Genomic DNA, 23,634 nt, shown 5'->3' on the forward strand with positions numbered 1-23,634 from the left:
GCTATGTCAGAACGGTTTCACCACCACCAGAATGACGATACCCAGCAGGATCAGCACGGGCACTTCGTTGAACCAGCGATAGTAGACGTGGCTGCGGGTGTTGGTGCCATTGGCGAAGCGTTTGCGCTGGGCACCGCACACGTGATGGTAGCCGGTCAGCAGGATCACCAGGGTGAGCTTGGCATGCAGCCACCCCTGGCTCAGCCAGCCGGGATTGAGGTACAGCATCCAGGCGCCAAAAACGTAGGTGGCGATCATCGCCGGATTCATGATGCCGCGGTACAGCTTGCGCTCCATGGTCGCAAAGCGTTCCTGGCTGATGCTGTCCTGGCTCTGGGCGTGGTAGACGAACAGCCTGGGCAGGTAGAACAGGCCGGCGAACCAGCAGACCACGCTGACGATATGCAGCGCTTTGATCCATAGGTAAAGCATGGAGGGAGTTCCTTCAGGTAATCACGGTCGTCAGATAGTAGTGGTCAAGCGCCCGAAGGGTCACCCGAAGAGTTGTTACAGGCGCCCTGCGCCCCTATTATCGTGCGCTTTCCAGACGGCTCGTTGATAAGGGGCAAGCGTTATGATCAAGGTCGGTATCGTCGGCGGCACGGGTTACACCGGCGTCGAACTGTTGCGTCTGCTGGCACAGCATCCACAGGCCGAAGTGGCGGTCATTACTTCGCGCTCCGAGGCGGGCGTGGCGGTGGCGGACATGTACCCGAACCTGCGCGGCCACTATGACGGGTTGGCGTTCAGCGTGCCGGACAGCAAGGCTCTGGGGGCCTGCGACGTGGTGTTCTTCGCCACCCCGCATGGTGTTGCCCACGCCCTGGCCGGTGAGCTGCTGGCGGCCGGCACCAAGGTGATCGACCTGTCTGCCGACTTCCGCCTGCAGGATGCCGCCGAGTGGGGCAAATGGTATGGCCAGCCGCATGGCGCGCCAGAGCTGCTCAAGGACGCGGTATACGGCCTGCCAGAAGTGAACCGCGAGAAGATCCGCCAGGCGCGTCTGATCGCTGTGCCGGGTTGCTACCCGACTGCCACCCAGCTGGGCTTCCTGCCGCTGCTGGAAGCGGGCCTGGCTGACCCGTCGCGCCTGATCGCCGACTGCAAGTCGGGTGTCAGCGGTGCTGGCCGGGGCGCCGCGGTCGGTTCGCTGTTCTGCGAAGCCGGCGAGAGCATGAAGGCTTATGCAGTCAAGGGGCATCGTCACTTGCCAGAAATCAGCCAGGGCTTGCGCCTGGCCGCAGGCAAGGATATCGGCCTGACGTTCGTGCCGCACCTGACGCCGATGATCCGTGGTATCCACGCCACCCTGTACGCAAACGTGGTCGATACCTCGGTCGACCTGCAGGCGCTGTTCGAGAAACGCTATGCCGATGAACCGTTCGTCGACGTGATGCCAGCAGGCAGCCATCCGGAAACCCGTAGCGTGCGTGGTGCCAACGTCTGCCGCATTGCCGTTCATCGCCCGCAGGGTGGTGACCTGGTGGTGGTGCTGTCGGTGATCGACAACCTGGTCAAGGGCGCCTCCGGCCAGGCGGTGCAGAACCTCAACATCCTGTTCGGGCTGGATGAACGCATGGGCCTGTCCCATGCCGGCTTGCTGCCGTAAGGCCACCAGCATTGGAAAAGGCCCGCGTCGTGCGGGCCTTTTTGCAGGTCGCGACTAAAGCCGCACAATTCTTGACCGATTTTCTCGGGAAAGCGGATAATGCGCGTCATCGAGTTTTATGGCGGCTACCGCGCCGGGAGAATCAACATGAGCGTCGAAACCTTCACCCCTACCGGTCTGGAATTTACCCACGGGGCAGCCCAGAAGGTGAAGAACCTGGTCAATGAGGAAGGCAATGAGCGTCTGAAGCTGCGAGTGTTCGTTACCGGTGGCGGTTGCTCCGGCTTCCAGTACGGCTTCACCTTCGATGAAGACGTGGCCGAAGATGACACCATTGTCGAGCGCGAGGGCGTTTCCCTGGTGGTCGACCCGATGAGCTTCCAGTACCTGGCGGGTGCCGAAGTGGACTACCAGGAAGGCCTGGAAGGTTCGCGGTTCGTGATCAAGAACCCGAATGCCGCGACCACCTGCGGTTGCGGGTCGTCGTTCTCGATCTAAGGGCTGGGCATACGAAAACGCCGCGCAATTGCGCGGCGTTTTGCTTTCTGGCGTAGCGGCTATGCCGGGTAGATTGCGCCCAGTACGCGCAGGCCCTTGGCGGCAGTGACGCTGGGGCGGTTGGCGGCGATACCCTCCAGGCAGCAGTGAGCCAGCCAGGCGAAGGCCATGGCTTCGACCCAGTCCGGGTCTACGCCATAGGCGCCAGTGCTTGCAACACGGGCCGCCGGTAGCAGCTGGCCAAGACGGGCCATCAGCGCGCCGTTGCGGGCGCCCCCACCACAGACCAACAGCGCTTCGGTGCCTTGCTGGGCTTTGCCAAGCGAATCGATGATGCTGCGTGCGGTCAGCTCCAGCAGTGTCGCCTGCACGTCCTGGGCCCGGTATGCCGGCAGGTTGGCCAGGTGGCGATCCAGCCAAGGCAGGTTGAACACCTCGCGGCCGGTACTCTTGGGGCCGCTGCCGGCAAAGAACGGGTCAGCCATCAGTGCGCTGAGCAACCCGTGCTGAACCACACCCGAGGCAGCCCAGGCGCCATCTGCATCGTAGGCGTGGCCGTGCTCGCGCTCGATCCAGGCATCCAGCAGCACGTTCCCCGGGCCGCAATCGAACCCATGAACCGGCTTGTCCTGCTCGATCAGGCTGAGGTTGCTGAAACCGCCTACGTTGAGGATTGCCAGGCGTCGGCCAAGCTGGCTGAACAGGGTTTCGTGGAAGGCCGGTACCAGTGGCGCGCCCTGGCCACCGGCAGCCACATCGCGACGGCGGAAGTCGGCGACCACGCTGATGCCGGTCAGCTCGGCGAGCAGTGCGGGGTTACCGATCTGCACAGTAAAGCCGCGGGACGGTTCATGGCGAATGGTCTGGCCGTGGCTGCCGATGGCGCGAATGGCTTCGGGCTTCAGTCCCTGGCGAGCCAGCAGTTGGCGGATACCTTCGCCGGCCAGGCTGGCCCAGCGGTTTTCCGCCAGTGCGGCACGGGCAATCTCGTCAGTGCCGCTGCTGCACAGGGCCAGCAGGTCCTTGCGCAGGTCCGGGGGCATGGGCAGGTAGTGGGTGGCGAGCAGTTCAAGCTGCTCGCCGTGCTCGATCAGGGCGATATCCAGGCCATCGAGGCTGGTACCGGACATCACCCCCAGGTAGAGCGCCATGGCTTAGCGCTTGTTCGCTGCGAGCAGGGTGGCCTTTTCCTGATCCATGCGGGCAATCAGCGGCTGGCTCTGCTGCAGGAACCGCTGACGCTCGTTCTTGGCAATCGGGTCAGCCATTGGCACCTTCTGGCTCAGCGGGTCGACGTGCACGCCGTTGACCTGGAACTCGTAGTGCAGGTGTGGGCCGGTGGACAGGCCGGTAGTGCCGATGTAGCCAATGATCTGGCCCTGTTTGACCGTACTGCCGGTCTTGATGCCTTTGGCAAAGCCCTGCATGTGGCCATACAGCGTCTTGTAGCGGTTGCCATGCTGAATGATCACGGTATTGCCGTAGCCACCACGGCGCCCGGCCAGTTCGATGCGACCGTCACCGGCTGCCTTGATCGGCGTACCTCGTGGGGCCGCGTAGTCGACGCCTTTGTGGGCGCGGATTTTGTTCAGGATGGGGTGCTTGCGACCGGCGGAAAAGCGCGAGCTGATGCGGGCGAAGTCCACCGGGGTGCGGATGAATGCCTTGCGCAGGCTGTTGCCGTCGGCGGTGTAGTAGGTAGTGTTGCCCTGCTTGTTGGTGTAGCGCACGGCAGTGTAGGTTTTGCCGCGGTTGGTGAAGCGCGCAGAGAGGATGTTACCGGTGCCGACGACCTTGCCGTCCATCACCTTCTGTTCGTAGACCACGTCGAACTCGTCCCCTGGGCGAATATCCTGGGCGAAGTCGATGTCGTAACCCAGCACGCGGGCCATGTCCATGGTCATGCTGTGGGACAGGCCGGCGCGCTGGGCGGAAGCTGACAGCGAGCTCTTGATCACGCCGTGGGCATAGGCGGTGCGTATCACCGGCTTGCTGATTTCACGGTTGAATGTGTAGCCCTTGGCGGTTTTGGTCAGGCGAATGGTTTCGAGGTTGCTGACTTTGCTGTGCAGGCTGGCCAGCTGGCCATCCTTGTCGAGCTCGAACTGCAAGACCTGGCCGTGCTTGAGCTGGCTGAATTGCTTGGCCTGCTTGTTGCTGGCCAGCAAGTCATGCACAGCATTGGCGGGCAGGCCGACCTTGGCGAACAGGGTGGACAGGGTATCGCCGCGGGTCACGGTGACTTCGCGGTGGCCAGGCTCCTTGGCGGCCTCGGCAACCGGTTCGGCAGCCGGGGCCTGTTGATCGGCCTTCTGGGTTTCGGGGGTAGCCTCTTCGATCTGGGCGAAAGGCGAGCCTTGCTCACCTTCGCTTTGCACCAGGGGCGCAGCGCGGGATTCGTCTTTCAGCTGCTCGGCAGGGCTTTCGAGCTCGAGGTTGAGGGTAGTTTTCTTGGCTTCCACTTCGCTGGAAGGAAATACCAGCAAAGCCAGGCTGAGCAGGGCGGCGATGCCGCTGGCGGCCAACAGATGGCTCTTCGGATAAAGCGGGGGCGCTTTAGGCGGTTCGTTGGTCATGGGCAAGGTGACTTTGAAAAAGGTGAAATGGAAAAGATGAATGACATGATGAAGATGAAATAACTGTATAAAATATAACCAAATCCATTTTCACGCAAGGGCGCGTAGACGCCGCAAGCCTGTGTTCGGGTCACATTCCTTTGCGAAACTTGTATTTGACGGCCGATCTTGTATGGTTGGCTCCCCCTGAATCTGAGCCTTGCGGGTTTGTCTATGAAGTCGGTTGAAGAGCAGCTGGCGCTTATCAAGCGCGGTGCGGAAGAAGTACTGGTCGAGTCGGAACTGGTGGAGAAGCTCAAGCGCGGCCAACCTCTGCGCATCAAGGCCGGCTTCGACCCGACCGCTCCGGACCTGCACCTGGGTCACACGGTGCTGATCAACAAGCTGCGCCAGTTCCAGGATCTGGGCCACCAGGTCATCTTCCTGATCGGTGACTTCACCGGCATGATCGGTGACCCGAGTGGCAAGAGCGCCACGCGCCCGCCGCTGACCCGCGAACAGGTGCTGGAGAACGCCGAGACGTACAAGCAGCAGGTGTTCAAGATTCTTGATCCGGCCAAGACTGAAGTCGCGTTCAACTCTACGTGGATGGACAAGCTGACCCCTGCCGACTTCATTCGCCTGGCTTCGCAGTACACCGTCGCGCGCATGCTGGAGCGTGATGACTTCGACAAGCGTTACACCACCAATCAGCCGATTGCCATCCACGAGTTCCTCTACCCGCTGGTGCAAGGCTATGACTCGGTGGCGCTGAAGGCGGATGTTGAGCTGGGTGGTACCGACCAGAAGTTCAACCTGCTGATGGGGCGTGAACTGCAGCGGTCTTATGGGCAGGAAGCGCAGAACATCGTGACCATGCCACTGCTCGAAGGGCTCGACGGTGTGAAGAAGATGTCGAAGTCGCTGGGCAACTATGTCGGCATCCAGGAAGCGCCAGGGGTGATGTACAGCAAGCTGGTGTCGATCCCGGATACCCTGATGTGGCGTTACTTCGAGCTGCTGAGCTTCCGTTCGATGGAAGAAATCGAGCAGTTCCGGGCCGATGTTGCCAATGGCGCCAACCCACGTGACATCAAGATCAAGCTGGCGGAAGAAATTGTGGCGCGCTTCCACGGTGAGGAGGCTGCAGCCAATGCTCACCGTGCTGCCGGTAACCGTATGAAGGAAGGCGAGCTGCCGGAAGACTTGCCGGAGATCGAAGTGGCTGCGGCGGAAGACCTGCCAATTGCTGCGGTGTTGAATCGGGCTGGTCTGGTCAAGAACTCGGCTCAGGCGCGAGATTTGCTGAGTGGCGGCGCGGTGAAGGTTGATGGTGCAGTAGTCGACAAGGACTTCATGTTTGTCCTTGGTGCTACGCATGTGTGCCAGGCGGGCAAGAAGTCGTTTGGCCGGGTCACCCTCAAGGCTGAGTAATTGCCTGGATGGTTTAGCTATATAGAAGCGGGGAGGCCGATAGGCCTCCCCCGCTTCGTTTTCAGCAATATTAAGGTTTCTTGAAATAAAAGGTTGACGCCCTCTCGAATCCCCTTATAATGCGCCCCACTTCCAGCGACATCGGAACGAAAAACTCCTTGAGATTCAATGAGTTAAGTAGTGAAGGCAAAAGCTGGAAGGGCTACGATCGAATGATCGAAAGCGGTTGAAATGGTGGTTGACAGCGCTTCCAAGTGCTGTATGATTCGCCTCCCGCTACGAGAGATCGCAGCGAGCCAAGTGTTTGAAGCTAAACGAGTTTCTCGCAAAAAACTTCAAAATAAACGCTTGACAGGCTCTGAGGAAAGCGTAGAATGCGCGCCTCGGTTGAGATGAAAAGCTCTTAACCAAACGCTCTTTAACAAATTGAATCAAGCAATTCGTGTGGGTGCTTGTGGGTATGGACTGATAGTCAAAAAGATTATCAGCATCACAAGTGACCATGCGAGAAATCACATAGTCATTTGAGATTGCTGAGCCAAGTTTAGGGTTTCTTAAAAACCCAAGCAGTATTGAACTGAAGAGTTTGATCATGGCTCAGATTGAACGCTGGCGGCAGGCCTAACACATGCAAGTCGAGCGGATGACGGGAGCTTGCTCCTTGATTCAGCGGCGGACGGGTGAGTAATGCCTAGGAATCTGCCTGGTAGTGGGGGACAACGTTTCGAAAGGAACGCTAATACCGCATACGTCCTACGGGAGAAAGCAGGGGACCTTCGGGCCTTGCGCTATCAGATGAGCCTAGGTCGGATTAGCTAGTTGGTGGGGTAATGGCTCACCAAGGCGACGATCCGTAACTGGTCTGAGAGGATGATCAGTCACACTGGAACTGAGACACGGTCCAGACTCCTACGGGAGGCAGCAGTGGGGAATATTGGACAATGGGCGAAAGCCTGATCCAGCCATGCCGCGTGTGTGAAGAAGGTCTTCGGATTGTAAAGCACTTTAAGTTGGGAGGAAGGGCAGTAAGCTAATACCTTGCTGTTTTGACGTTACCGACAGAATAAGCACCGGCTAACTCTGTGCCAGCAGCCGCGGTAATACAGAGGGTGCAAGCGTTAATCGGAATTACTGGGCGTAAAGCGCGCGTAGGTGGTTTGTTAAGTTGGATGTGAAAGCCCCGGGCTCAACCTGGGAACTGCATCCAAAACTGGCAAGCTAGAGTACGGTAGAGGGTGGTGGAATTTCCTGTGTAGCGGTGAAATGCGTAGATATAGGAAGGAACACCAGTGGCGAAGGCGACCACCTGGACTGATACTGACACTGAGGTGCGAAAGCGTGGGGAGCAAACAGGATTAGATACCCTGGTAGTCCACGCCGTAAACGATGTCAACTAGCCGTTGGAATCCTTGAGATTTTAGTGGCGCAGCTAACGCATTAAGTTGACCGCCTGGGGAGTACGGCCGCAAGGTTAAAACTCAAATGAATTGACGGGGGCCGCACAAGCGGTGGAGCATGTGGTTTAATTCGAAGCAACGCGAAGAACCTTACCAGGCCTTGACATGCAGAGAACTTTCCAGAGATGGATTGGTGCCTTCGGGAACTCTGACACAGGTGCTGCATGGCTGTCGTCAGCTCGTGTCGTGAGATGTTGGGTTAAGTCCCGTAACGAGCGCAACCCTTGTCCTTAGTTACCAGCACGTTATGGTGGGCACTCTAAGGAGACTGCCGGTGACAAACCGGAGGAAGGTGGGGATGACGTCAAGTCATCATGGCCCTTACGGCCTGGGCTACACACGTGCTACAATGGTCGGTACAGAGGGTTGCCAAGCCGCGAGGTGGAGCTAATCTCACAAAACCGATCGTAGTCCGGATCGCAGTCTGCAACTCGACTGCGTGAAGTCGGAATCGCTAGTAATCGCGAATCAGAATGTCGCGGTGAATACGTTCCCGGCCTTGTACACACCGCCCGTCACACCATGGGAGTGGGTTGCACCAGAAGTAGCTAGTCTAACCTTCGGGAGGACGGTTACCACGGTGTGATTCATGACTGGGGTGAAGTCGTAACAAGGTAGCCGTAGGGGAACCTGCGGCTGGATCACCTCCTTAATCGACGACATCAGCCTGCTGATGAGCTCCCACACGAATTGCTTGATTCATTGTCGAAGACGATCAAGACCCTATATAGGTCTGTAGCTCAGTTGGTTAGAGCGCACCCCTGATAAGGGTGAGGTCGGCAGTTCAAATCTGCCCAGACCTACCAATATGCGGGGCCATAGCTCAGCTGGGAGAGCGCCTGCCTTGCACGCAGGAGGTCAGCGGTTCGATCCCGCTTGGCTCCACCACTTGCTGTACCTTGATCAAACTCAGAAATGAGCATTCGCGTCGAATGTTGATTTCTGGCTTTTGTCAGATCGTTCTTTAAAAATTCGGATATGTGATAGATATAGACTGAACACCAGTTTCACTGCTGGTGGATCAGGCTAAGGTAAAATTTGTGAGTTCTGCTCGAAAGAGCAACGTACGAATTTTCGGCGAATGTCGTCTTCACAGTATAACCAGATTGCTTGGGGTTATATGGTCAAGTGAAGAAGCGCATACGGTGGATGCCTTGGCAGTCAGAGGCGATGAAAGACGTGGTAGCCTGCGATAAGCTTTGGGGAGTCGGCAAACAGACTGTGATCCAGAGATCTCTGAATGGGGGAACCCAGCCAGCATAAGCTGGTTATCTTGTACTGAATACATAGGTGCAAGAGGCGAACCAGGGGAACTGAAACATCTAAGTACCCTGAGGAAAAGAAATCAACCGAGATTCCCTTAGTAGTGGCGAGCGAACGGGGACCAGCCCTTAAGTTGGTTTGAGATTAGTGGAACGCTCTGGAAAGTGTGGCCATAGTGGGTGATAGCCCCGTACACGAAAATCTCTTATCAATGAAATCGAGTAGGACGGAGCACGAGAAACTTTGTCTGAATATGGGGGGACCATCCTCCAAGGCTAAATACTACTGACTGACCGATAGTGAACCAGTACCGTGAGGGAAAGGCGAAAAGAACCCCGGAGAGGGGAGTGAAATAGAACCTGAAACCGTATGCGTACAAGCAGTGGGAGCCTACTTTGTTAGGTGACTGCGTACCTTTTGTATAATGGGTCAGCGACTTATATTCAGTGGCGAGCTTAACCGAATAGGGGAGGCGTAGCGAAAGCGAGTCTTAATAGGGCGTTTAGTCGCTGGGTATAGACCCGAAACCGGGCGATCTATCCATGGGCAGGTTGAAGGTTAGGTAACACTGACTGGAGGACCGAACCGACTACCGTTGAAAAGTTAGCGGATGACCTGTGGATCGGAGTGAAAGGCTAATCAAGCTCGGAGATAGCTGGTTCTCCTCGAAAGCTATTTAGGTAGCGCCTCATGTATCACTGTAGGGGGTAGAGCACTGTTTCGGCTAGGGGTCATCCCGACTTACCAAACCGATGCAAACTCCGAATACCTACAAGTGCCGAGCATGGGAGACACACGGCGGGTGCTAACGTCCGTCGTGAAAAGGGAAACAACCCAGACCGTCAGCTAAGGTCCCAAAGTCATGGTTAAGTGGGAAACGATGTGGGAAGCTTAGACAGCTAGGAGGTTGGCTTAGAAGCAGCCACCCTTTAAAGAAAGCGTAATAGCTCACTAGTCGAGTCGGCCTGCGCGGAAGATGTAACGGGGCTCAAACCATGCACCGAAGCTACGGGTATCATCGTATGATGATGCGGTAGAGGAGCGTTCTGTAAGCCTGTGAAGGTGAGTTGAGAAGCTTGCTGGAGGTATCAGAAGTGCGAATGCTGACATGAGTAACGACAATGCGAGTGAAAAACTCGCACGCCGAAAGACCAAGGTTTCCTGCGCAACGTTAATCGACGCAGGGTTAGTCGGTCCCTAAGGCGAGGCTGAAAAGCGTAGTCGATGGAAAACAGGTTAATATTCCTGTACTTCCAGTTATTGCGATGGAGGGACGGAGAAGGTTAGGCCAGCCTGGCGTTGGTTGTCCAGGTTTAAGGTGGTAGGCTGAAATCTTAGGCAAATCCGGGATTTCAAGGCCGAGAGCTGATGACGAGTTGCCGTTAGGCGACGAAGTGGTTGATACCATGCTTCCAAGAAAAGCTCCTAAGCTTCAGATAACTGGGAACCGTACCCCAAACCGACACAGGTGGTTAGGTAGAGAATACCAAGGCGCTTGAGAGAACTCGGGTGAAGGAACTAGGCAAAATGGCACCGTAACTTCGGGAGAAGGTGCGCCGGCGAGGGTTAAGGACTTGCTCCGTAAGCCCATGCCGGTCGAAGATACCAGGCCGCTGCGACTGTTTATTAAAAACACAGCACTCTGCAAACACGAAAGTGGACGTATAGGGTGTGACGCCTGCCCGGTGCCGGAAGGTTAATTGATGGGGTTAGCGCAAGCGAAGCTCTTGATCGAAGCCCCGGTAAACGGCGGCCGTAACTATAACGGTCCTAAGGTAGCGAAATTCCTTGTCGGGTAAGTTCCGACCTGCACGAATGGCGTAACGATGGCGGCGCTGTCTCCACCCGAGACTCAGTGAAATTGAAATCGCTGTGAAGATGCAGTGTATCCGCGGCTAGACGGAAAGACCCCGTGAACCTTTACTATAGCTTTGCACTGGACTTTGAATTTGCTTGTGTAGGATAGGTGGGAGGCTTTGAAGTGGGGACGCCAGTTCTCATGGAGCCATCCTTGAAATACCACCCTGGCAACTTTGAGGTTCTAACTCAGGTCCGTTATCCGGATCGAGGACAGTGTATGGTGGGTAGTTTGACTGGGGCGGTCTCCTCCCAAAGAGTAACGGAGGAGTACGAAGGTGCGCTCAGACCGGTCGGAAATCGGTCGTAGAGTATAAAGGCAAAAGCGCGCTTGACTGCGAGACAAACACGTCGAGCAGGTACGAAAGTAGGTCTTAGTGATCCGGTGGTTCTGTATGGAAGGGCCATCGCTCAACGGATAAAAGGTACTCCGGGGATAACAGGCTGATACCGCCCAAGAGTTCATATCGACGGCGGTGTTTGGCACCTCGATGTCGGCTCATCACATCCTGGGGCTGAAGCCGGTCCCAAGGGTATGGCTGTTCGCCATTTAAAGTGGTACGCGAGCTGGGTTTAGAACGTCGTGAGACAGTTCGGTCCCTATCTGCCGTGGACGTTTGAGATTTGAGAGGGGCTGCTCCTAGTACGAGAGGACCGGAGTGGACGAACCTCTGGTGTTCCGGTTGTCACGCCAGTGGCATTGCCGGGTAGCTATGTTCGGAAGAGATAACCGCTGAAAGCATCTAAGCGGGAAACTTGCCTCAAGATGAGATCTCACTGGGATCTTGAATCCCCTAAAGGGCCGTCGAAGACTACGACGTTGATAGGTTGGGTGTGTAAGCGCTGTGAGGCGTTGAGCTAACCAATACTAATTGCCCGTGAGGCTTGACCATATAACACCCAAGCAATTTGCTGACGCAGATTGCGGTGGTGAAGACGAAAGACCCGAAAATTCGTAAGACCACAAATATCGCATATCCGAATTCGCTGGGCTGTCCATCTGGACATTCTGGCAACAGAATTTCTTGACGACCATAGAGCATTGGAACCACCTGATCCCATCCCGAACTCAGTAGTGAAACGATGCATCGCCGATGGTAGTGTGGGGTTTCCCCATGTGAGAGTAGGTCATCGTCAAGATTCATTTCGCAAAACCCCTATCTGCACATGCAGGTAGGGGTTTTGTCTTTGTGGGCAAAAAACCTGGCCTGCCACTGCTTCTCTCTGTGATTGCGATACAAGGCCGCTCCTGCAGGCCCTTTTCCTATGCAAGCCAACAGCCCATGGCTATCATGCCTCCCTTATTCCAAGTCGAGACTGGCATGCTGAAGTTGTTGAATCTCCTCAAGGACGGTCGGTTCCATTCCGGAGAAGCTCTGGGGGCAGCCCTAGGGGTGAGTCGCAGCGCAGTTTGGAAGCAGCTGCAGCATCTGGAAAGTGAGCTGAACCTCACCATTCACAAGGTTCGTGGGCGCGGTTACCAGTTGGCCGCGCCACTGGCTTTGCTTGAGGCCCAGGCAATCGCCGAGTTCGCCGTGGGCGAACAGTGGCCGGTATTCATCCACGAAACCATCGATTCGACCAATGCCGAAGGCTTGCGCCTTGCCAGTGAAGGGCGGGCGGCTCCATTCCTGGTTCTGGCTGAGCGCCAGAGCGCCGGACGCGGTCGGCGCGGCCGGCAGTGGGTCAGTCCATTTGCTGAAAATCTCTATTACAGCCTGGTGCTGCGCGTCGATGGAGGCATGCGTCAGCTCGAGGGGTTGAGCTTGGTAGTGGGGTTGGCGGTAATGCGCACCTTGCAGGCGTTCGGTGTAAAGGATGTCGGGCTCAAATGGCCTAACGATGTGCTGGTACGTGGGCAGAAGATCACCGGGATTCTCCTGGAGTTGGTGGGCGATCCTGCAGATGTCTGTCATGTAGTGCTAGGCATTGGTGTCAATGTAAACATGCAGGTAAACGAACAGGTCGATCAGCAGTGGACCTCTATGCGGCGTGAGGTTGGAGCAGCCATAGATCGCAATCACTTGGTAGCGCTGCTCAGTCAGCAGCTACAGCACGAATTGGCGCGCCATCGCCGCTACGGCTTTGCTGCATTCCAGGAGGAGTGGGAGCAGGCACACTTGTGGCAGGGGCGCAATGTATCGCTTGTTGCTGGTAGTACACGTATTGATGGTGTGGTTCTTGGCGTCGACGGGCAGGGTGGTTTGCGCCTTGAGGTGGACGGGATGGAAAAGAGCTTCAGTGGTGGTGAGCTCAGTTTGAGGTTGCGTGATGATTCTTGAGCTCGATTGCGGTAACAGCTTCATCAAGTGGCGGGTGATCCATGTCGCCGATGCTGTGATTGAAGGTGGCGGGATCGTCGATTCCGACCAGGCGCTGGTGGCCGAAGTGGCTGCGCTCGCTTCAGTACGCCTCACGGGATGCCGTATTGTCAGTGTGCGCAGCGAAGAAGAAACCGATGCGCTTTGCGCGTTGATTGCTCAGGCATTTGCCGTGCAGGCAAGAGTTGCCCACCCTGTCCGTGAAATGGCAGGTGTGCGCAATGGCTATGACGACTATCAGCGTCTGGGTATGGATCGTTGGCTGGCGGCGCTGGGGGCATTTCACCTGGCCAAGGGCGCGTGCCTGGTGATTGACCTGGGTACCGCGGCCAAAGCGGACTTCGTGTCTGCAGATGGCGAGCATCTGGGGGGCTACATCTGCCCGGGTATGCCATTGATGCGTAGCCAGTTGCGCACTCACACCCGTCGTATCCGCTATGACGATGCCTCTGCGGAGCGCGCATTGAACAGCTTGTCACCAGGTCGCTCGACTGTCGAAGCGGTGGAGCGCGGTTGCGTATTGATGCTCCAGGGCTTTGCCTACACCCAGCTTGAGCAGGCTCGTGTGCTATGGGGTGAGGAGTTCACCGTGTTCCTCACTGGCGGTGATGCGCCGCTGGTGAGGGCGGCCCTGCCACAGGCGCGGGTCGTGCCTGACCTGGTTTTCGTTGGCCTGGCAATGGCCTGCCCATTGGATTGAGGTGCCTATGCGCTGGTTGTTTCTGCTGTTACTGGTGCTCAACGTCTTTTACTACGTATGGCATCAGCAGGAAGCCCCGCTGAAGGTCAAGGAAGTCGCCCCATTGTCGCTGTACAAGGGGAATCAGCAAGAAATCCGTCTGTTGCGTGAGACAGGTGTGTCGGCACCGCCCAAGCGTCGTGATGAATGCCTGGTAGTCGGAGGCGTGAAGGGGCAGGAGCAGTTGGATGCGCTGCGTCAACGCCTGCTGAGTCTGGATATTGCCACCTCGCCGGTTGCAGGACAGCTGCCTGGGGCGGATGGTCGCTGGCTCAAGGTTGCTCCAGAAAGCGAGCGTTTGTTGGACCAAACGGTGCTCTTGGCTCTTTCCAATGATTTCAAAGACTTAAAACATAAAATTATTTTCTGCCAGGGTATTGCAACTGGCGAATAGCTTGATAGAATGGCGCCCGCTTCACAGGGAACACCACTCAGGTGGTAGAGCTGGAAGCGGTGTCAAAGCAGCTAAGTTTCAGATTTGATTGAAAAAATTTGAAAAAACGCTTGACACTAGGACGGCAGACAAATAGAATGCCGGCCACATCTGGAGGGATTCCCGAGCGGTCAAAGGGGGCGGACTGTAAATCCGTTGCGAGAGCTTCGAAGGTTCGAATCCTTCTCCCTCCACCAGTCTTAGCGAGAGCCGCAAGCTCCGCGGGTATAGTTTAGTGGTAGAACCTCAGCCTTCCAAGCTGATGATGCGGGTTCGATTCCCGCTACCCGCTCCAAGTTTGCTGGATTTTGCACAAAGTGTTTCGCTCTTGTAGCTCAGTTGGTAGAGCACACCCTTGGTAAGGGTGAGGTCAGCGGTTCAAGTCCGCTCAAGAGCTCCATATAAACAAGGCAGATATGAAAATATCTGCCTTTGTTTTATCAGCGCAAGACTATTTCTTCTGCGGAGGATTGTATCGATGGCTAAGGAAAAGTTTGATCGTTCCCTTCCCCACGTTAACGTCGGCACTATCGGCCACGTTGACCACGGTAAGACCACTCTGACCGCAGCTCTGACTCGCGTTTGCTCCGAAGTTTTCGGTTCGGCAATCGTTGAGTTCGACAAGATCGACTCGGCTCCGGAAGAAAAAGCGCGCGGTATCACCATCAACACCGCTCACGTTGAGTACAACTCGACCATTCGTCACTACGCTCACGTTGACTGCCCAGGTCACGCTGACTACGTGAAGAACATGATCACCGGTGCTGCCCAGATGGACGGCGCGATCCTGGTTTGCTCGGCCGCCGATGGTCCGATGCCACAAACCCGTGAGCACATCCTGCTGTCCCGTCAGGTAGGCGTTCCGTACATCGTGGTCTTCCTGAACAAGGCTGACCTGGTAGACGACGCTGAGCTGCTGGAACTGGTCGAGATGGAAGTTCGCGACCTGCTGTCCACCTATGACTTCCCAGGCGACGACACCCCGATCATCATCGGTTCGGCTCGTATGGCGCTGGAAGGCAAAGACGACAACGAAATGGGCACTACCGCTGTTAAGAAGCTGGTAGAAACTCTGGACAGCTACATTCCTGAGCCAGTTCGTGCTATCGACCAGCCGTTCCTGATGCCGATCGAAGACGTGTTCTCGATTTCGGGTCGTGGTACCGTTGTTACCGGTCGTATCGAGCGTGGTATTGTCCGCGTTCAGGATCCGCTGGAAATCGTTGGTCTGCGTGACACCACCACCACCACCTGCACCGGTGTTGAGATGTTCCGCAAGCTGCTGGACGAAGGTCGTGCTGGCGAGAACTGCGGCGTTCTGCTGCGTGGCACCAAGCGTGACGACGTTGAGCGTGGTCAGGTTCTGGTCAAGCCAGGTTCGGTCAAGCCGCACACCAAGTTCACCGCAGAAGTCTACGTCCTGTCGAAGGAAGAAGGCGGCCGTCACACTCCGTTCTTCAAAGGCTACCGTCCACAGTTCTACTTCCGTACCACTGACGTGACCGGTAACTGCGAACTGCCGGAAGGCGTTGAAATGGTAATGCCAGGTGACAACATTCAGATGACTGTTACCCTGATCAAGACCATCGCAATGGAAGACGGTCTGCGCTTCGCTATCCGTGAAGGCGGTCGTACCGTCGGCGCCGGTGTCGTAGCAAAAATTATTGAATAAGTAGTTGATTTACTTGATCAGGCCGGTATAATGGCCGGCCTGATACAGCGTTACAGGTCAGTAGCTCAATTGGCAGAGCGACGGTCTCCAAAACCGTAGGTTGGGGGTTCGATTCCCTCCTGACCTGCCATTTCACCTCGGTGTGATGGCTTTCTTCTTACAGGATCCTCCTCGATGACCCCCAAAACTGAAGCCCAAGAATCGCGTTTTGATCTGTTCAAGTGGCTGGCTGTAGTGGCTTTGGTGGTTGTTGGTGTCGTGGGTAATCAATACTACTCCGCCTCTCCAATCCTGTATCGCGTTCTTGTGCTTCTCGTCCTTGCTGCTGTCGCGGGCTTTGTAGCTCTGCAGACTGCGAAGGGCAAGTCGTTCTTTGCGTTGGCGAAGGAAGCTCGTACCGAGATTCGTAAAGTCGTGTGGCCGACCCGCCAGGAAACCACCCAGACCACGCTGATTGTCGTGGCTGTCGTGCTGGTTATGGCACTGCTGCTGTGGGGGCTCGACTCCCTGCTCGGCTGGGCGGTCTCCTTGATCGTTGGCTAAAGGTGTCCCGTGGCTAAGCGTTGGTATGTTGTGCATGCTTACTCGGGTTACGAGAAGCATGTAATGCGCTCCCTCATCGAGCGCGTCAAGCTGGCTGGCATGGAAGACGGTTTCGGCGAGATCTTGGTCCCGACCGAAGAAGTCGTCGAAATGCGCAATGGCCAGAAGCGCAAGAGTGAGCGTAAATTCTTCCCTGGCTATGTACTGGTCCAGATGGAGATGAATGAAGGGACTTGGCACTTGGTCAAGGACACCCCTCGCGTGATGGGCTTTATCGGCGGTACTGCTGACAAGCCTGCACCGATTACCGATAAAGAAGCTGAGGCCATCCTGCGTCGCGTTGCCGACGGTAGCGATAAGCCGAAGCCCAAGACGCTGTTCGAGCCAGGTGAAGTGGTTCGAGTCATTGATGGTCCGTTCGCTGACTTCAATGGTAGTGTCGAAGAAGTTAACTACGAAAAGAGTCGCCTGCAGGTTGCGGTGCTCATTTTCGGTCGCTCTACTCCGGTGGAGCTCGAGTTCAGCCAGGTCGAAAAGGTCTAGGCGGACGAAGCATCCCATACCCCGCAGCCCTGTGTGCTGCGGGGTTTTGTCGTCACTGGGATAAAACGCAAGTCATCCGGGGAGCCATCAGGCGTTCGTACCCGATTTTGGAGTAGCTCATGGCTAAGAAGATTCAGGCTTACATCAAGCTGCAAGTTAAGGCCGGCCAGGCCAACCCAAGCCCACCCGTTGGTCCAGCTCTGGGTCAACATGGTGTGAACATCATGGAATTCTGCAAGGCCTTCAACGCCCGTACCCAGGGTCAAGAAGCCGGCCTGCCGACTCCAGTGATCATCACTGTCTACAGCGACCGTAGCTTCACCTTCGAGACCAAGAGCACCCCTGCCTCGGTTCTGCTGAAGAAAGCTGCTGGCCTGACCAGTGGTTCGGCTCGCCCGAACACCGTTAAAGTCGGTACCGTTACCCGTGCTCAGCTGGAAGACATCGCGAAAGCCAAACAGGCTGACCTGACTGCCGCTGACCTGGACGCTGCTGTACGCACCATCGCTGGCTCTGCCCGCAGCATGGGCCTGAACGTGGAGGGTGTGTAATGGCTAAGCTGACCAAACGCCAAAAGGCAATCGCCGAGAAAATCGAAGCAGGCAAGGCCTACAACTTCGAAGAAGCGGCAACTCTGCTGGCCTCGCTGCCTGCTGCCAAGTTCGTCGAGTCCTACGACATCGCTGTTAACCTCGGTGTTGACCCGCGTAAATCCGACCAGGTCGTACGTAGCGCTACCGTGCTGCCACACGGCACTGGCAAGACCGTTCGCGTTGCTGTCTTCACCCAGGGTCCAGCTGCTGAAGCTGCTCTGGCTGCCGGCGCTGATCGCGTAGGTATGGACGATCTGGCTGCCGAAATGAAAGGCGGCGACCTGAACTATGACGTCGTTATCGCATCGCCTGATGCCATGCGCGTTGTAGGTCAGCTGGGTCAGGTTCTGGGTCCTCGCGGCCTGATGCCTAACCCGAAAGTTGGTACCGTGACCCCAGACGTAGCCACTGCCGTGAAAAACGCCAAGGCTGGTCAGGTTCGCTACCGTACCGACAAAAACGGTATCATCCACACCTCCGTTGGCAAGATCGGCTTTGAAGCTGACAAGCTGAAGGAAAACGTTGAAGCCCTGATCGCTGACCTGAAGCGTATCAAGCCAGCTTCCTCGAAAGGTATCTACGTTAAGCGCGTCACCCTGAGCACCACCATGGGCCCAGGTCTGGTCATCGATCAGAGCTCGCTGAACGTGTAAGAACATGGCGGCGCGACCAGTCGCGCCGCCAGCAAAAATTGGGGTCCCTGCCTGGCGGGGGCTATCCAAGACCGTAGGCGGCGCAAGCCTTAAAATATCAGCCCACGCAGATGGTGCTCCCGATTCGTTACCGAATCAGACACCAAAACGACATCCGGCCTCGGCCAGATGAAACGGTAAAAACCAGGAGTAAACCCGTGGCAATTAAACTCGAAGACAAGAAGGCCATCGTCGCTGAAGTCAACGAGGCTGCCAAAGTCGCTCTGTCCGCTGTCGTGGCTGATGCCCGTGGTGTGACTGTAAGCGCAATGACCGGACTCCGTAAAGAGGCCCGCGAAGCTGGCGTATACGTACGTGTAGTGCGTAATACCCTGCTCAAGCGCGCTGTTGAAGGCACCGAATTCTCGATCCTCAACGACGCGTTCAAAGGCCCGACCCTGATTGCTTTCTCCAACGAACACCCGGGCGCTGCTGCTCGTCTGTTCAAAGAGTTCGCCAAGGGTCAGGACAAGTTCGAGATCAAGGCAGCTGCGTTTGACGGCAATTTCATTGCAGCGAACCAGATCGACGTGTTGGCTACCCTGCCGACCCGCGACGAAGCTATTGCACGACTGATGAGCGTTATTCAAGGCGCCACCAGCAAGCTGGCTCGTACTCTGGCAGCCATTCGCGACCAGAAAGAAGCTACCGCCGCCTAAGGCGTGCGAACTCTTTCAAAATCATACGTTTAATTTGATGGCTGCGTAGGCTGTCACCCCAATACAGGATTGAGTCATGTCTCTGACTAACGAACAAATCATCGAAGCAATCGGCCAGAAAACCGTTCTGGAAGTTGTTGAGCTGATCAAAGCAATGGAAGAAACCTTCGGCGTTACCGCTGCTGTTGCCGCTGCTGGCCCAGCTGCTGCTGCTGCCGTTGTTGAAGAGCAGACCGAGTTCAACGTTGTTCTGGTTGAAGCCGGCGACAAGAAAGTGAACGTGATCAAAGCCGTTCGCGAACTGACCGGTCTGGGCCTGAAAGAAGCCAAAGAGAAAGTCGATGGCGCTCCTCAGGTTGTAGCTGAAGGCGTTTCGAAAGAAGCCGCTGAAGACGCTAAGAAGAAGCTGGAAGAAGCAGGCGCTAAAGTCGAGCTGAAGTAATCTCGACCTTGCGAAGCCAGCCTGAGCGTTGAGCGAAAGGCTGATGGCTGGTGGCTTATGCCACCGGCCTTTTTCCGTTATTGGTGGCCGGTCAGGCCGGTCCCGATAACGAGCTGCAAGACACCCATGTGGGTGGCGCAAACCAAGGGGTTTGCACGATTTTCTGGCTGCTCCCGCCGGGAGAAGCCAAACAAGCAGGTGACCAAGCTGGGGAACGCTGATGGCTTACTCATACACTGAGAAAAAACGTATCCGCAAGGACTTTAGCAAGTTGCCGGACGTCATGGATGTGCCTTACCTCCTGGCCATCCAGCTGGATTCGTATCGCGAATTCCTGCAAGCGGGAGCATCCAAGGATCACTTCCGCGACGTCGGCCTGCACGCGGCCTTCAAATCGGTATTCCCGATCATCAGCTACTCCGGCAATGCTGCCCTGGAGTACGTAGGCTATCGCCTGGGCGAACCCGCCTTCGATGTGAAGGAATGTGTCCTGCGTGGCGTGACCTTCGCGGTCCCACTGCGGGTCAAGGTGCGCCTGATCATCTTCGACAAGGAATCGTCGAACAAAGCGATCAAGGACATCAAAGAGCAAGAAGTCTACATGGGTGAAATCCCCCTGATGACTGAGAACGGTACCTTCGTTATCAACGGTACCGAGCGTGTGATCGTTTCCCAGCTGCACCGTTCGCCTGGTGTGTTCTTCGACCACGACCGTGGCAAGACCCACAGCTCGGGCAAGCTGCTGTACTCCGCTCGCATCATCCCTTACCGCGGTTCCTGGCTGGACTTCGAGTTCGACCCGAAGGACTGCGTGTTCGTGCGTATCGACCGTCGCCGCAAACTGCCGGCCTCGGTGCTGCTGCGCGCCCTGGGTTACAGCACTGAAGAAGTGCTGAATACCTTCTACACCACCAACGTGTTCCACATTTCCGGCGAAAAACTCAGCCTGGAACTGGTGCCACAGCGTCTGCGTGGTGAAGTTGCAGTCATGGACATCCATGACGAAACAGGCAAAGTCATCGTCGAGCAAGGCCGCCGTATTACCGCGCGCCACATCAACCAGCTCGAGAAGGCCGGCGTCAAGCAACTGGACGTTCCAATGGAATACGTCCTCGGCCGCACTACCGCCAAGGCTATCGTGCATCCGGCTACCGGCGAAATCCTCGCCGAATGCAACACCGAGATGACCACCGAGCTGCTGATCAAGGTCGCCAAGGCGCAGGTTGTCCGTATCGAGACCCTGTACACCAACGACATCGATTGCGGTCCGTTCATCTCTGACACTCTGAAGATCGATACCACCAGCAACCAGCTGGAAGCTCTGGTCGAGATCTACCGCATGATGCGTCCAGGCGAGCCGCCAACCAAGGATGCAGCCGAGACCCTGTTCAACAACCTGTTCTTCAGTGCCGAGCGTTACGATCTGTCCGCCGTAGGCCGCATGAAGTTCAACCGTCGTATCGGTCGTACCGAGATCGAGGGTTCGGGCGTGCTGAGCAAGGAAGACATCGTCGAGGTTCTGAAGACCCTGGTCGATATCCGTAACGGCAAAGGTATCGTCGACGACATCGACCACCTGGGTAACCGCCGCGTACGTTGCGTCGGCGAGATGGCCGAGAACCAGTTCCGTGTTGGCCTGGTGCGTGTCGAGCGCGCGGTCAAGGAACGCCTGTCGATGGCGGAAAGCGAAGGCCTGATGCCGCAAGACCTGATCAACGCCAAGCCGGTAGCGGCGGCGGTGAAAGAGTTCTTTGGTTCCAGCCAGCTGTCCCAGTTCATGGACCAGAACAACCCTCTCTCGGAGATTACCCACAAGCGCCGCGTCTCTGCACTCGGCCCTGGCGGTCTGACCCGTGAGCGTGCCGGCTTCGAAGTCCGTGACGTACACCCGACCCACTATGGCCGTGTGTGCCCGATCGAGACCCCTGAAGGTCCGAACATCGGTCTGATCAACTCCTTGGCGGCCTACGCCCGCACCAACCAGTACGGCTTCCTGGAAAGCCCGTACCGCGTGGTGAAGGAAGGCGTTGTCAGCGACGACATCGTGTTCCTGTCGGCAATCGAAGAGGCGGATCACGTCATCGCACAGGCTTCGGCCGCGATGAACGACAAGAAGCAACTGATCGATGAGCTGGTAGCAGTTCGTCACCTGAACGAATTCACCGTCAAGGCGCCGGAAGACGTCACCCTGATGGACGTTTCGCCGAAGCAGGTTGTTTCCGTTGCAGCGTCGCTGATTCCGTTCCTCGAGCACGACGACGCCAACCGTGCGTTGATGGGTTCGAACATGCAGCGTCAGGCTGTACCAACCCTGCGTGCCGACAAGCCGCTGGTAGGTACCGGCATGGAGCGCAACGTTGCCCGTGACTCCGGTGTCTGTGTGGTTGCTCGCCGCGGTGGTGTGATCGACTCGGTCGACGCTAGCCGTATCGTTGTTCGCGTTGCCGACGACGAAGTGGAAACCGGCGAAGCAGGTGTGGATATCTACAACCTGACCAAGTACACCCGTTCGAACCAGAACACCTGCATCAACCAGCGTCCGCTGGTGAGCAAAGGTGACAAGGTTCAGCGTGGTGACATCATGGCCGACGGCCCGTCCACCGATATGGGTGAGCTGGCTCTGGGTCAGAACATGCGCATCGCGTTCATGGCGTGGAACGGCTTCAACTTCGAAGACTCCATCTGCCTGTCCGAGCGTGTGGTTCAGGAAGATCGCTTCACCACCATCCACATTCAGGAACTGACCTGTGTGGCGCGTGACACCAAGCTCGGCCCAGAGGAAATCACTGCGGACATCCCGAACGTGGGTGAAGCCGCACTGAACAAGCTGGACGAAGCCGGTATCGTTTACGTAGGTGCTGAAGTTGGCGCTGGCGACATCCTGGTTGGCAAGGTCACGCCAAAAGGCGAAACCCAGCTGACTCCGGAAGAAAAACTGCTGCGCGCAATCTTCGGTGAGAAGGCCAGCGACGTTAAGGACACCTCCCTGCGTGTGCCAACCGGCACCAAGGGTACTGTCATCGACGTACAGGTCTTCACCCGTGATGGCGTGGAGCGCGATAGCCGCGCGCTGGCCATCGAGAAGATGCAGCTCGACGAGATCCGCAAGGACCTCAACGAAGAGTTCCGCATTGTTGAAGGTGCAACCTTCGAGCGTCTGCGTTCTGCCCTGAATGGCCAGGTGGTTGATGGTGGTGCGGGCCTGAAGAAAGGCACCGTGATCACTGACGAGGTGCTGGACGGTCTGGAGCACGGCCAGTGGTTCAAACTGCGCATGGCTGAAGATGCACTGAACGAGCAGCTGGAAAAGGCTCAGCAGTACATCGTCGACCGTCGCCGTCTGCTGGACGACAAGTTCGAAGACAAGAAGCGCAAGCTGCAGCAGGGCGATGACCTGGCACCGGGCGTACTGAAGATCGTCAAGGTTTACCTGGCAATCCGCCGTCGCATCCAGCCGGGTGACAAGATGGCCGGTCGTCACGGTAACAAGGGTGTTGTCTCGGTCATCATGCCGGTTGAAGACATGCCGCACGATGCCAACGGTACTCCGGTTGACGTCGTACTGAACCCGCTGGGTGTACCTTCGCGTATGAACGTTGGTCAGATCCTTGAAACCCACCTGGGCCTCGCGGCCAAGGGTCTGGGCGAGAAGATCGACCGCATGCTCGAAGAGCAGCGTAAAGCTGCTGAGCTGCGCGTGTTCCTGACCGAGGTCTACAACGAGATCGGCGGTCGTCAGGAAAACCTCGACGAGTTCACCGACGAAGAGATCCTGGCCCTGGCTAACAACCTGAAGAAAGGCGTGCCGATGGCTACCCCGGTCTTCGATGGTGCCAAGGAGCGCGAGATCAAGGCCATGCTGAAGCTGGCCGACCTGCCAGAGAGCGGCCAGATGGTGCTGTTCGACGGCCGTACCGGCAACAAGTTCGAGCGTCCTGTGACCGTTGGTTACATGTACATGCTCAAGCTGAACCACTTGGTGGACGACAAGATGCACGCGCGTTCCACTGGTTCCTACAGCCTGGTTACCCAGCAGCCGCTGGGTGGTAAGGCGCAGTTCGGTGGTCAGCGTTTCGGGGAGATGGAAGTGTGGGCGCTGGAAGCATACGGCGCGGCATACACCCTGCAAGAAATGCTCACAGTGAAGTCGGACGACGTGAACGGCCGTACCAAGATGTACAAGAACATCGTGGATGGCGATCACCGTATGGAGCCGGGCATGCCCGAGTCCTTCAACGTGTTGATCAAAGAGATCCGTTCGCTCGGTATCGATATCGATCTGGAAACCGAATAACACGTGACGCGAAGGGGAGTGGGGCAGGTA

At 56.8% G+C, this 23,634-nt stretch carries 17 protein-coding genes, 6 tRNA genes and 3 rRNA genes; 23 read left to right on the plus strand and 3 right to left on the minus strand.

The window, feature by feature from the left end; translation table 11 throughout:
- Positions 1–6: 6 nt before the first annotated feature.
- On the minus strand, positions 7–432 hold the full coding sequence (gene hemJ / locus LMH93_RS02360; RefSeq protein ID WP_004574934.1) for a protoporphyrinogen oxidase HemJ: 426 nt from the start codon (positions 430–432) through the stop codon (positions 7–9).
- Between the two features lie 142 nt (positions 433–574).
- Here hemJ and argC point away from each other — a divergent pair, with 142 nt between their 5' ends.
- On the plus strand, positions 575–1,609 hold the full coding sequence (gene argC / locus LMH93_RS02365) for an N-acetyl-gamma-glutamyl-phosphate reductase (protein ID WP_110747311.1): 1,035 nt from the start codon (positions 575–577) through the stop codon (positions 1,607–1,609).
- 147 nt (positions 1,610–1,756) lie between these two features.
- Positions 1,757–2,107: an iron-sulfur cluster insertion protein ErpA gene (gene erpA, locus LMH93_RS02370; RefSeq protein WP_003255511.1), complete on the plus strand. Its 351-nt coding sequence runs from the start codon at positions 1,757–1,759 to the stop codon at positions 2,105–2,107.
- Positions 2,108–2,166: 59 nt separating this feature from the next.
- Here erpA and LMH93_RS02375 read toward each other — a convergent pair whose 3' ends face one another.
- Complete coding sequence (locus LMH93_RS02375; protein ID WP_230064808.1) at positions 2,167–3,258, minus strand: anhydro-N-acetylmuramic acid kinase; 1,092 nt, start codon at positions 3,256–3,258, stop codon at positions 2,167–2,169.
- Between the two features lie 3 nt (positions 3,259–3,261).
- A complete protein-coding gene (locus tag LMH93_RS02380; RefSeq protein ID WP_230064809.1) occupies positions 3,262–4,683 on the minus strand; it encodes a peptidoglycan DD-metalloendopeptidase family protein in 1,422 nt (473 codons plus the stop codon).
- Between the two features lie 213 nt (positions 4,684–4,896).
- Here LMH93_RS02380 and tyrS point away from each other — a divergent pair, with 213 nt between their 5' ends.
- The 21 genes from tyrS to rpoB all read left to right on the plus strand — a co-directional run bounded on the left by tyrS (position 4,897) and on the right by rpoB (position 23,604).
- The gene (tyrS, locus tag LMH93_RS02385) at positions 4,897–6,096 is read left to right on the plus strand and encodes a tyrosine--tRNA ligase (RefSeq protein WP_004574941.1); all 1,200 of its coding nucleotides are present in this window, start codon (positions 4,897–4,899) and stop codon (positions 6,094–6,096) included.
- Between the two features lie 574 nt (positions 6,097–6,670).
- Positions 6,671–8,205: ribosomal RNA gene (locus tag LMH93_RS02390) — 16S ribosomal RNA — on the plus strand.
- Between the two features lie 77 nt (positions 8,206–8,282).
- Positions 8,283–8,359, plus strand: a tRNA-Ile gene (locus LMH93_RS02395).
- Positions 8,360–8,365: 6 nt separating this feature from the next.
- Positions 8,366–8,441, plus strand: a tRNA-Ala gene (locus LMH93_RS02400).
- Between the two features lie 234 nt (positions 8,442–8,675).
- Positions 8,676–11,566 (plus strand): 23S ribosomal RNA (locus LMH93_RS02405).
- Positions 11,567–11,697: 131 nt separating this feature from the next.
- Positions 11,698–11,813, plus strand: a 5S ribosomal RNA gene (gene rrf / locus LMH93_RS02410).
- Together the 16S, 23S and 5S rRNA genes with 2 tRNA genes alongside form the textbook arrangement of a ribosomal RNA operon.
- 182 nt (positions 11,814–11,995) lie before the next feature.
- Positions 11,996–12,955, plus strand: a complete 960-nt coding sequence (gene birA / locus LMH93_RS02415) for a bifunctional biotin--[acetyl-CoA-carboxylase] ligase/biotin operon repressor BirA (protein WP_185279918.1) — start codon at positions 11,996–11,998, stop codon at positions 12,953–12,955.
- The gene (locus tag LMH93_RS02420) at positions 12,945–13,694 is read left to right on the plus strand and encodes a pantothenate kinase (protein ID WP_004575793.1); all 750 of its coding nucleotides are present in this window, start codon (positions 12,945–12,947) and stop codon (positions 13,692–13,694) included. Before birA ends, LMH93_RS02420 begins: the two co-directional genes overlap by 11 nt.
- Before the next feature lie 7 nt (positions 13,695–13,701).
- Positions 13,702–14,127: a hypothetical protein gene (locus LMH93_RS02425; protein ID WP_003255504.1), complete on the plus strand. Its 426-nt coding sequence runs from the start codon at positions 13,702–13,704 to the stop codon at positions 14,125–14,127.
- Between the two features lie 152 nt (positions 14,128–14,279).
- Positions 14,280–14,363 (plus strand) — tRNA-Tyr (locus tag LMH93_RS02430).
- Between the two features lie 24 nt (positions 14,364–14,387).
- Positions 14,388–14,461, plus strand: a tRNA-Gly gene (locus tag LMH93_RS02435).
- Between the two features lie 29 nt (positions 14,462–14,490).
- Positions 14,491–14,566 (plus strand) — tRNA-Thr (locus tag LMH93_RS02440).
- Positions 14,567–14,644: 78 nt separating this feature from the next.
- Positions 14,645–15,838 (plus strand): elongation factor Tu, encoded by a 1,194-nt coding sequence (tuf, locus tag LMH93_RS02445; protein WP_003255489.1) that lies wholly within the window; start codon positions 14,645–14,647, stop codon positions 15,836–15,838.
- 54 nt (positions 15,839–15,892) lie between these two features.
- Positions 15,893–15,968 (plus strand) — tRNA-Trp (locus tag LMH93_RS02450).
- Positions 15,969–16,012: 44 nt separating this feature from the next.
- A complete protein-coding gene (gene secE, locus LMH93_RS02455; RefSeq protein ID WP_003255502.1) occupies positions 16,013–16,381 on the plus strand; it encodes a preprotein translocase subunit SecE in 369 nt (122 codons plus the stop codon).
- A gap of 9 nt (positions 16,382–16,390) precedes the next feature.
- The gene (gene nusG, locus LMH93_RS02460; protein WP_003255501.1) at positions 16,391–16,924 is read left to right on the plus strand and encodes a transcription termination/antitermination protein NusG; all 534 of its coding nucleotides are present in this window, start codon (positions 16,391–16,393) and stop codon (positions 16,922–16,924) included.
- Between the two features lie 119 nt (positions 16,925–17,043).
- Positions 17,044–17,475, plus strand: a complete 432-nt coding sequence (rplK, locus tag LMH93_RS02465; protein ID WP_003255500.1) for a 50S ribosomal protein L11 — start codon at positions 17,044–17,046, stop codon at positions 17,473–17,475.
- On the plus strand, positions 17,475–18,170 hold the full coding sequence (rplA, locus tag LMH93_RS02470; protein WP_003255499.1) for a 50S ribosomal protein L1: 696 nt from the start codon (positions 17,475–17,477) through the stop codon (positions 18,168–18,170). Before rplK ends, rplA begins: the two co-directional genes overlap by 1 nt.
- A gap of 197 nt (positions 18,171–18,367) precedes the next feature.
- Complete coding sequence (gene rplJ / locus LMH93_RS02475) at positions 18,368–18,868, plus strand: 50S ribosomal protein L10 (protein WP_003255497.1); 501 nt, start codon at positions 18,368–18,370, stop codon at positions 18,866–18,868.
- A gap of 76 nt (positions 18,869–18,944) precedes the next feature.
- Positions 18,945–19,310, plus strand: coding sequence for a 50S ribosomal protein L7/L12 (rplL, locus tag LMH93_RS02480; RefSeq protein WP_003255496.1), 366 nt, complete (start codon positions 18,945–18,947; stop codon positions 19,308–19,310).
- A 220-nt stretch (positions 19,311–19,530) separates the two neighbouring features.
- Positions 19,531–23,604 (plus strand): DNA-directed RNA polymerase subunit beta, encoded by a 4,074-nt coding sequence (gene rpoB, locus LMH93_RS02485; RefSeq protein WP_003255495.1) that lies wholly within the window; start codon positions 19,531–19,533, stop codon positions 23,602–23,604.
- Positions 23,605–23,634 lie beyond the last annotated feature (30 nt).

The sequence above is a fragment of the Pseudomonas sp. CIP-10 genome, from assembly GCF_020911845.1.
Classification (GTDB): Bacteria; Pseudomonadota; Gammaproteobacteria; order Pseudomonadales; family Pseudomonadaceae; genus Aquipseudomonas; species Aquipseudomonas alloputida.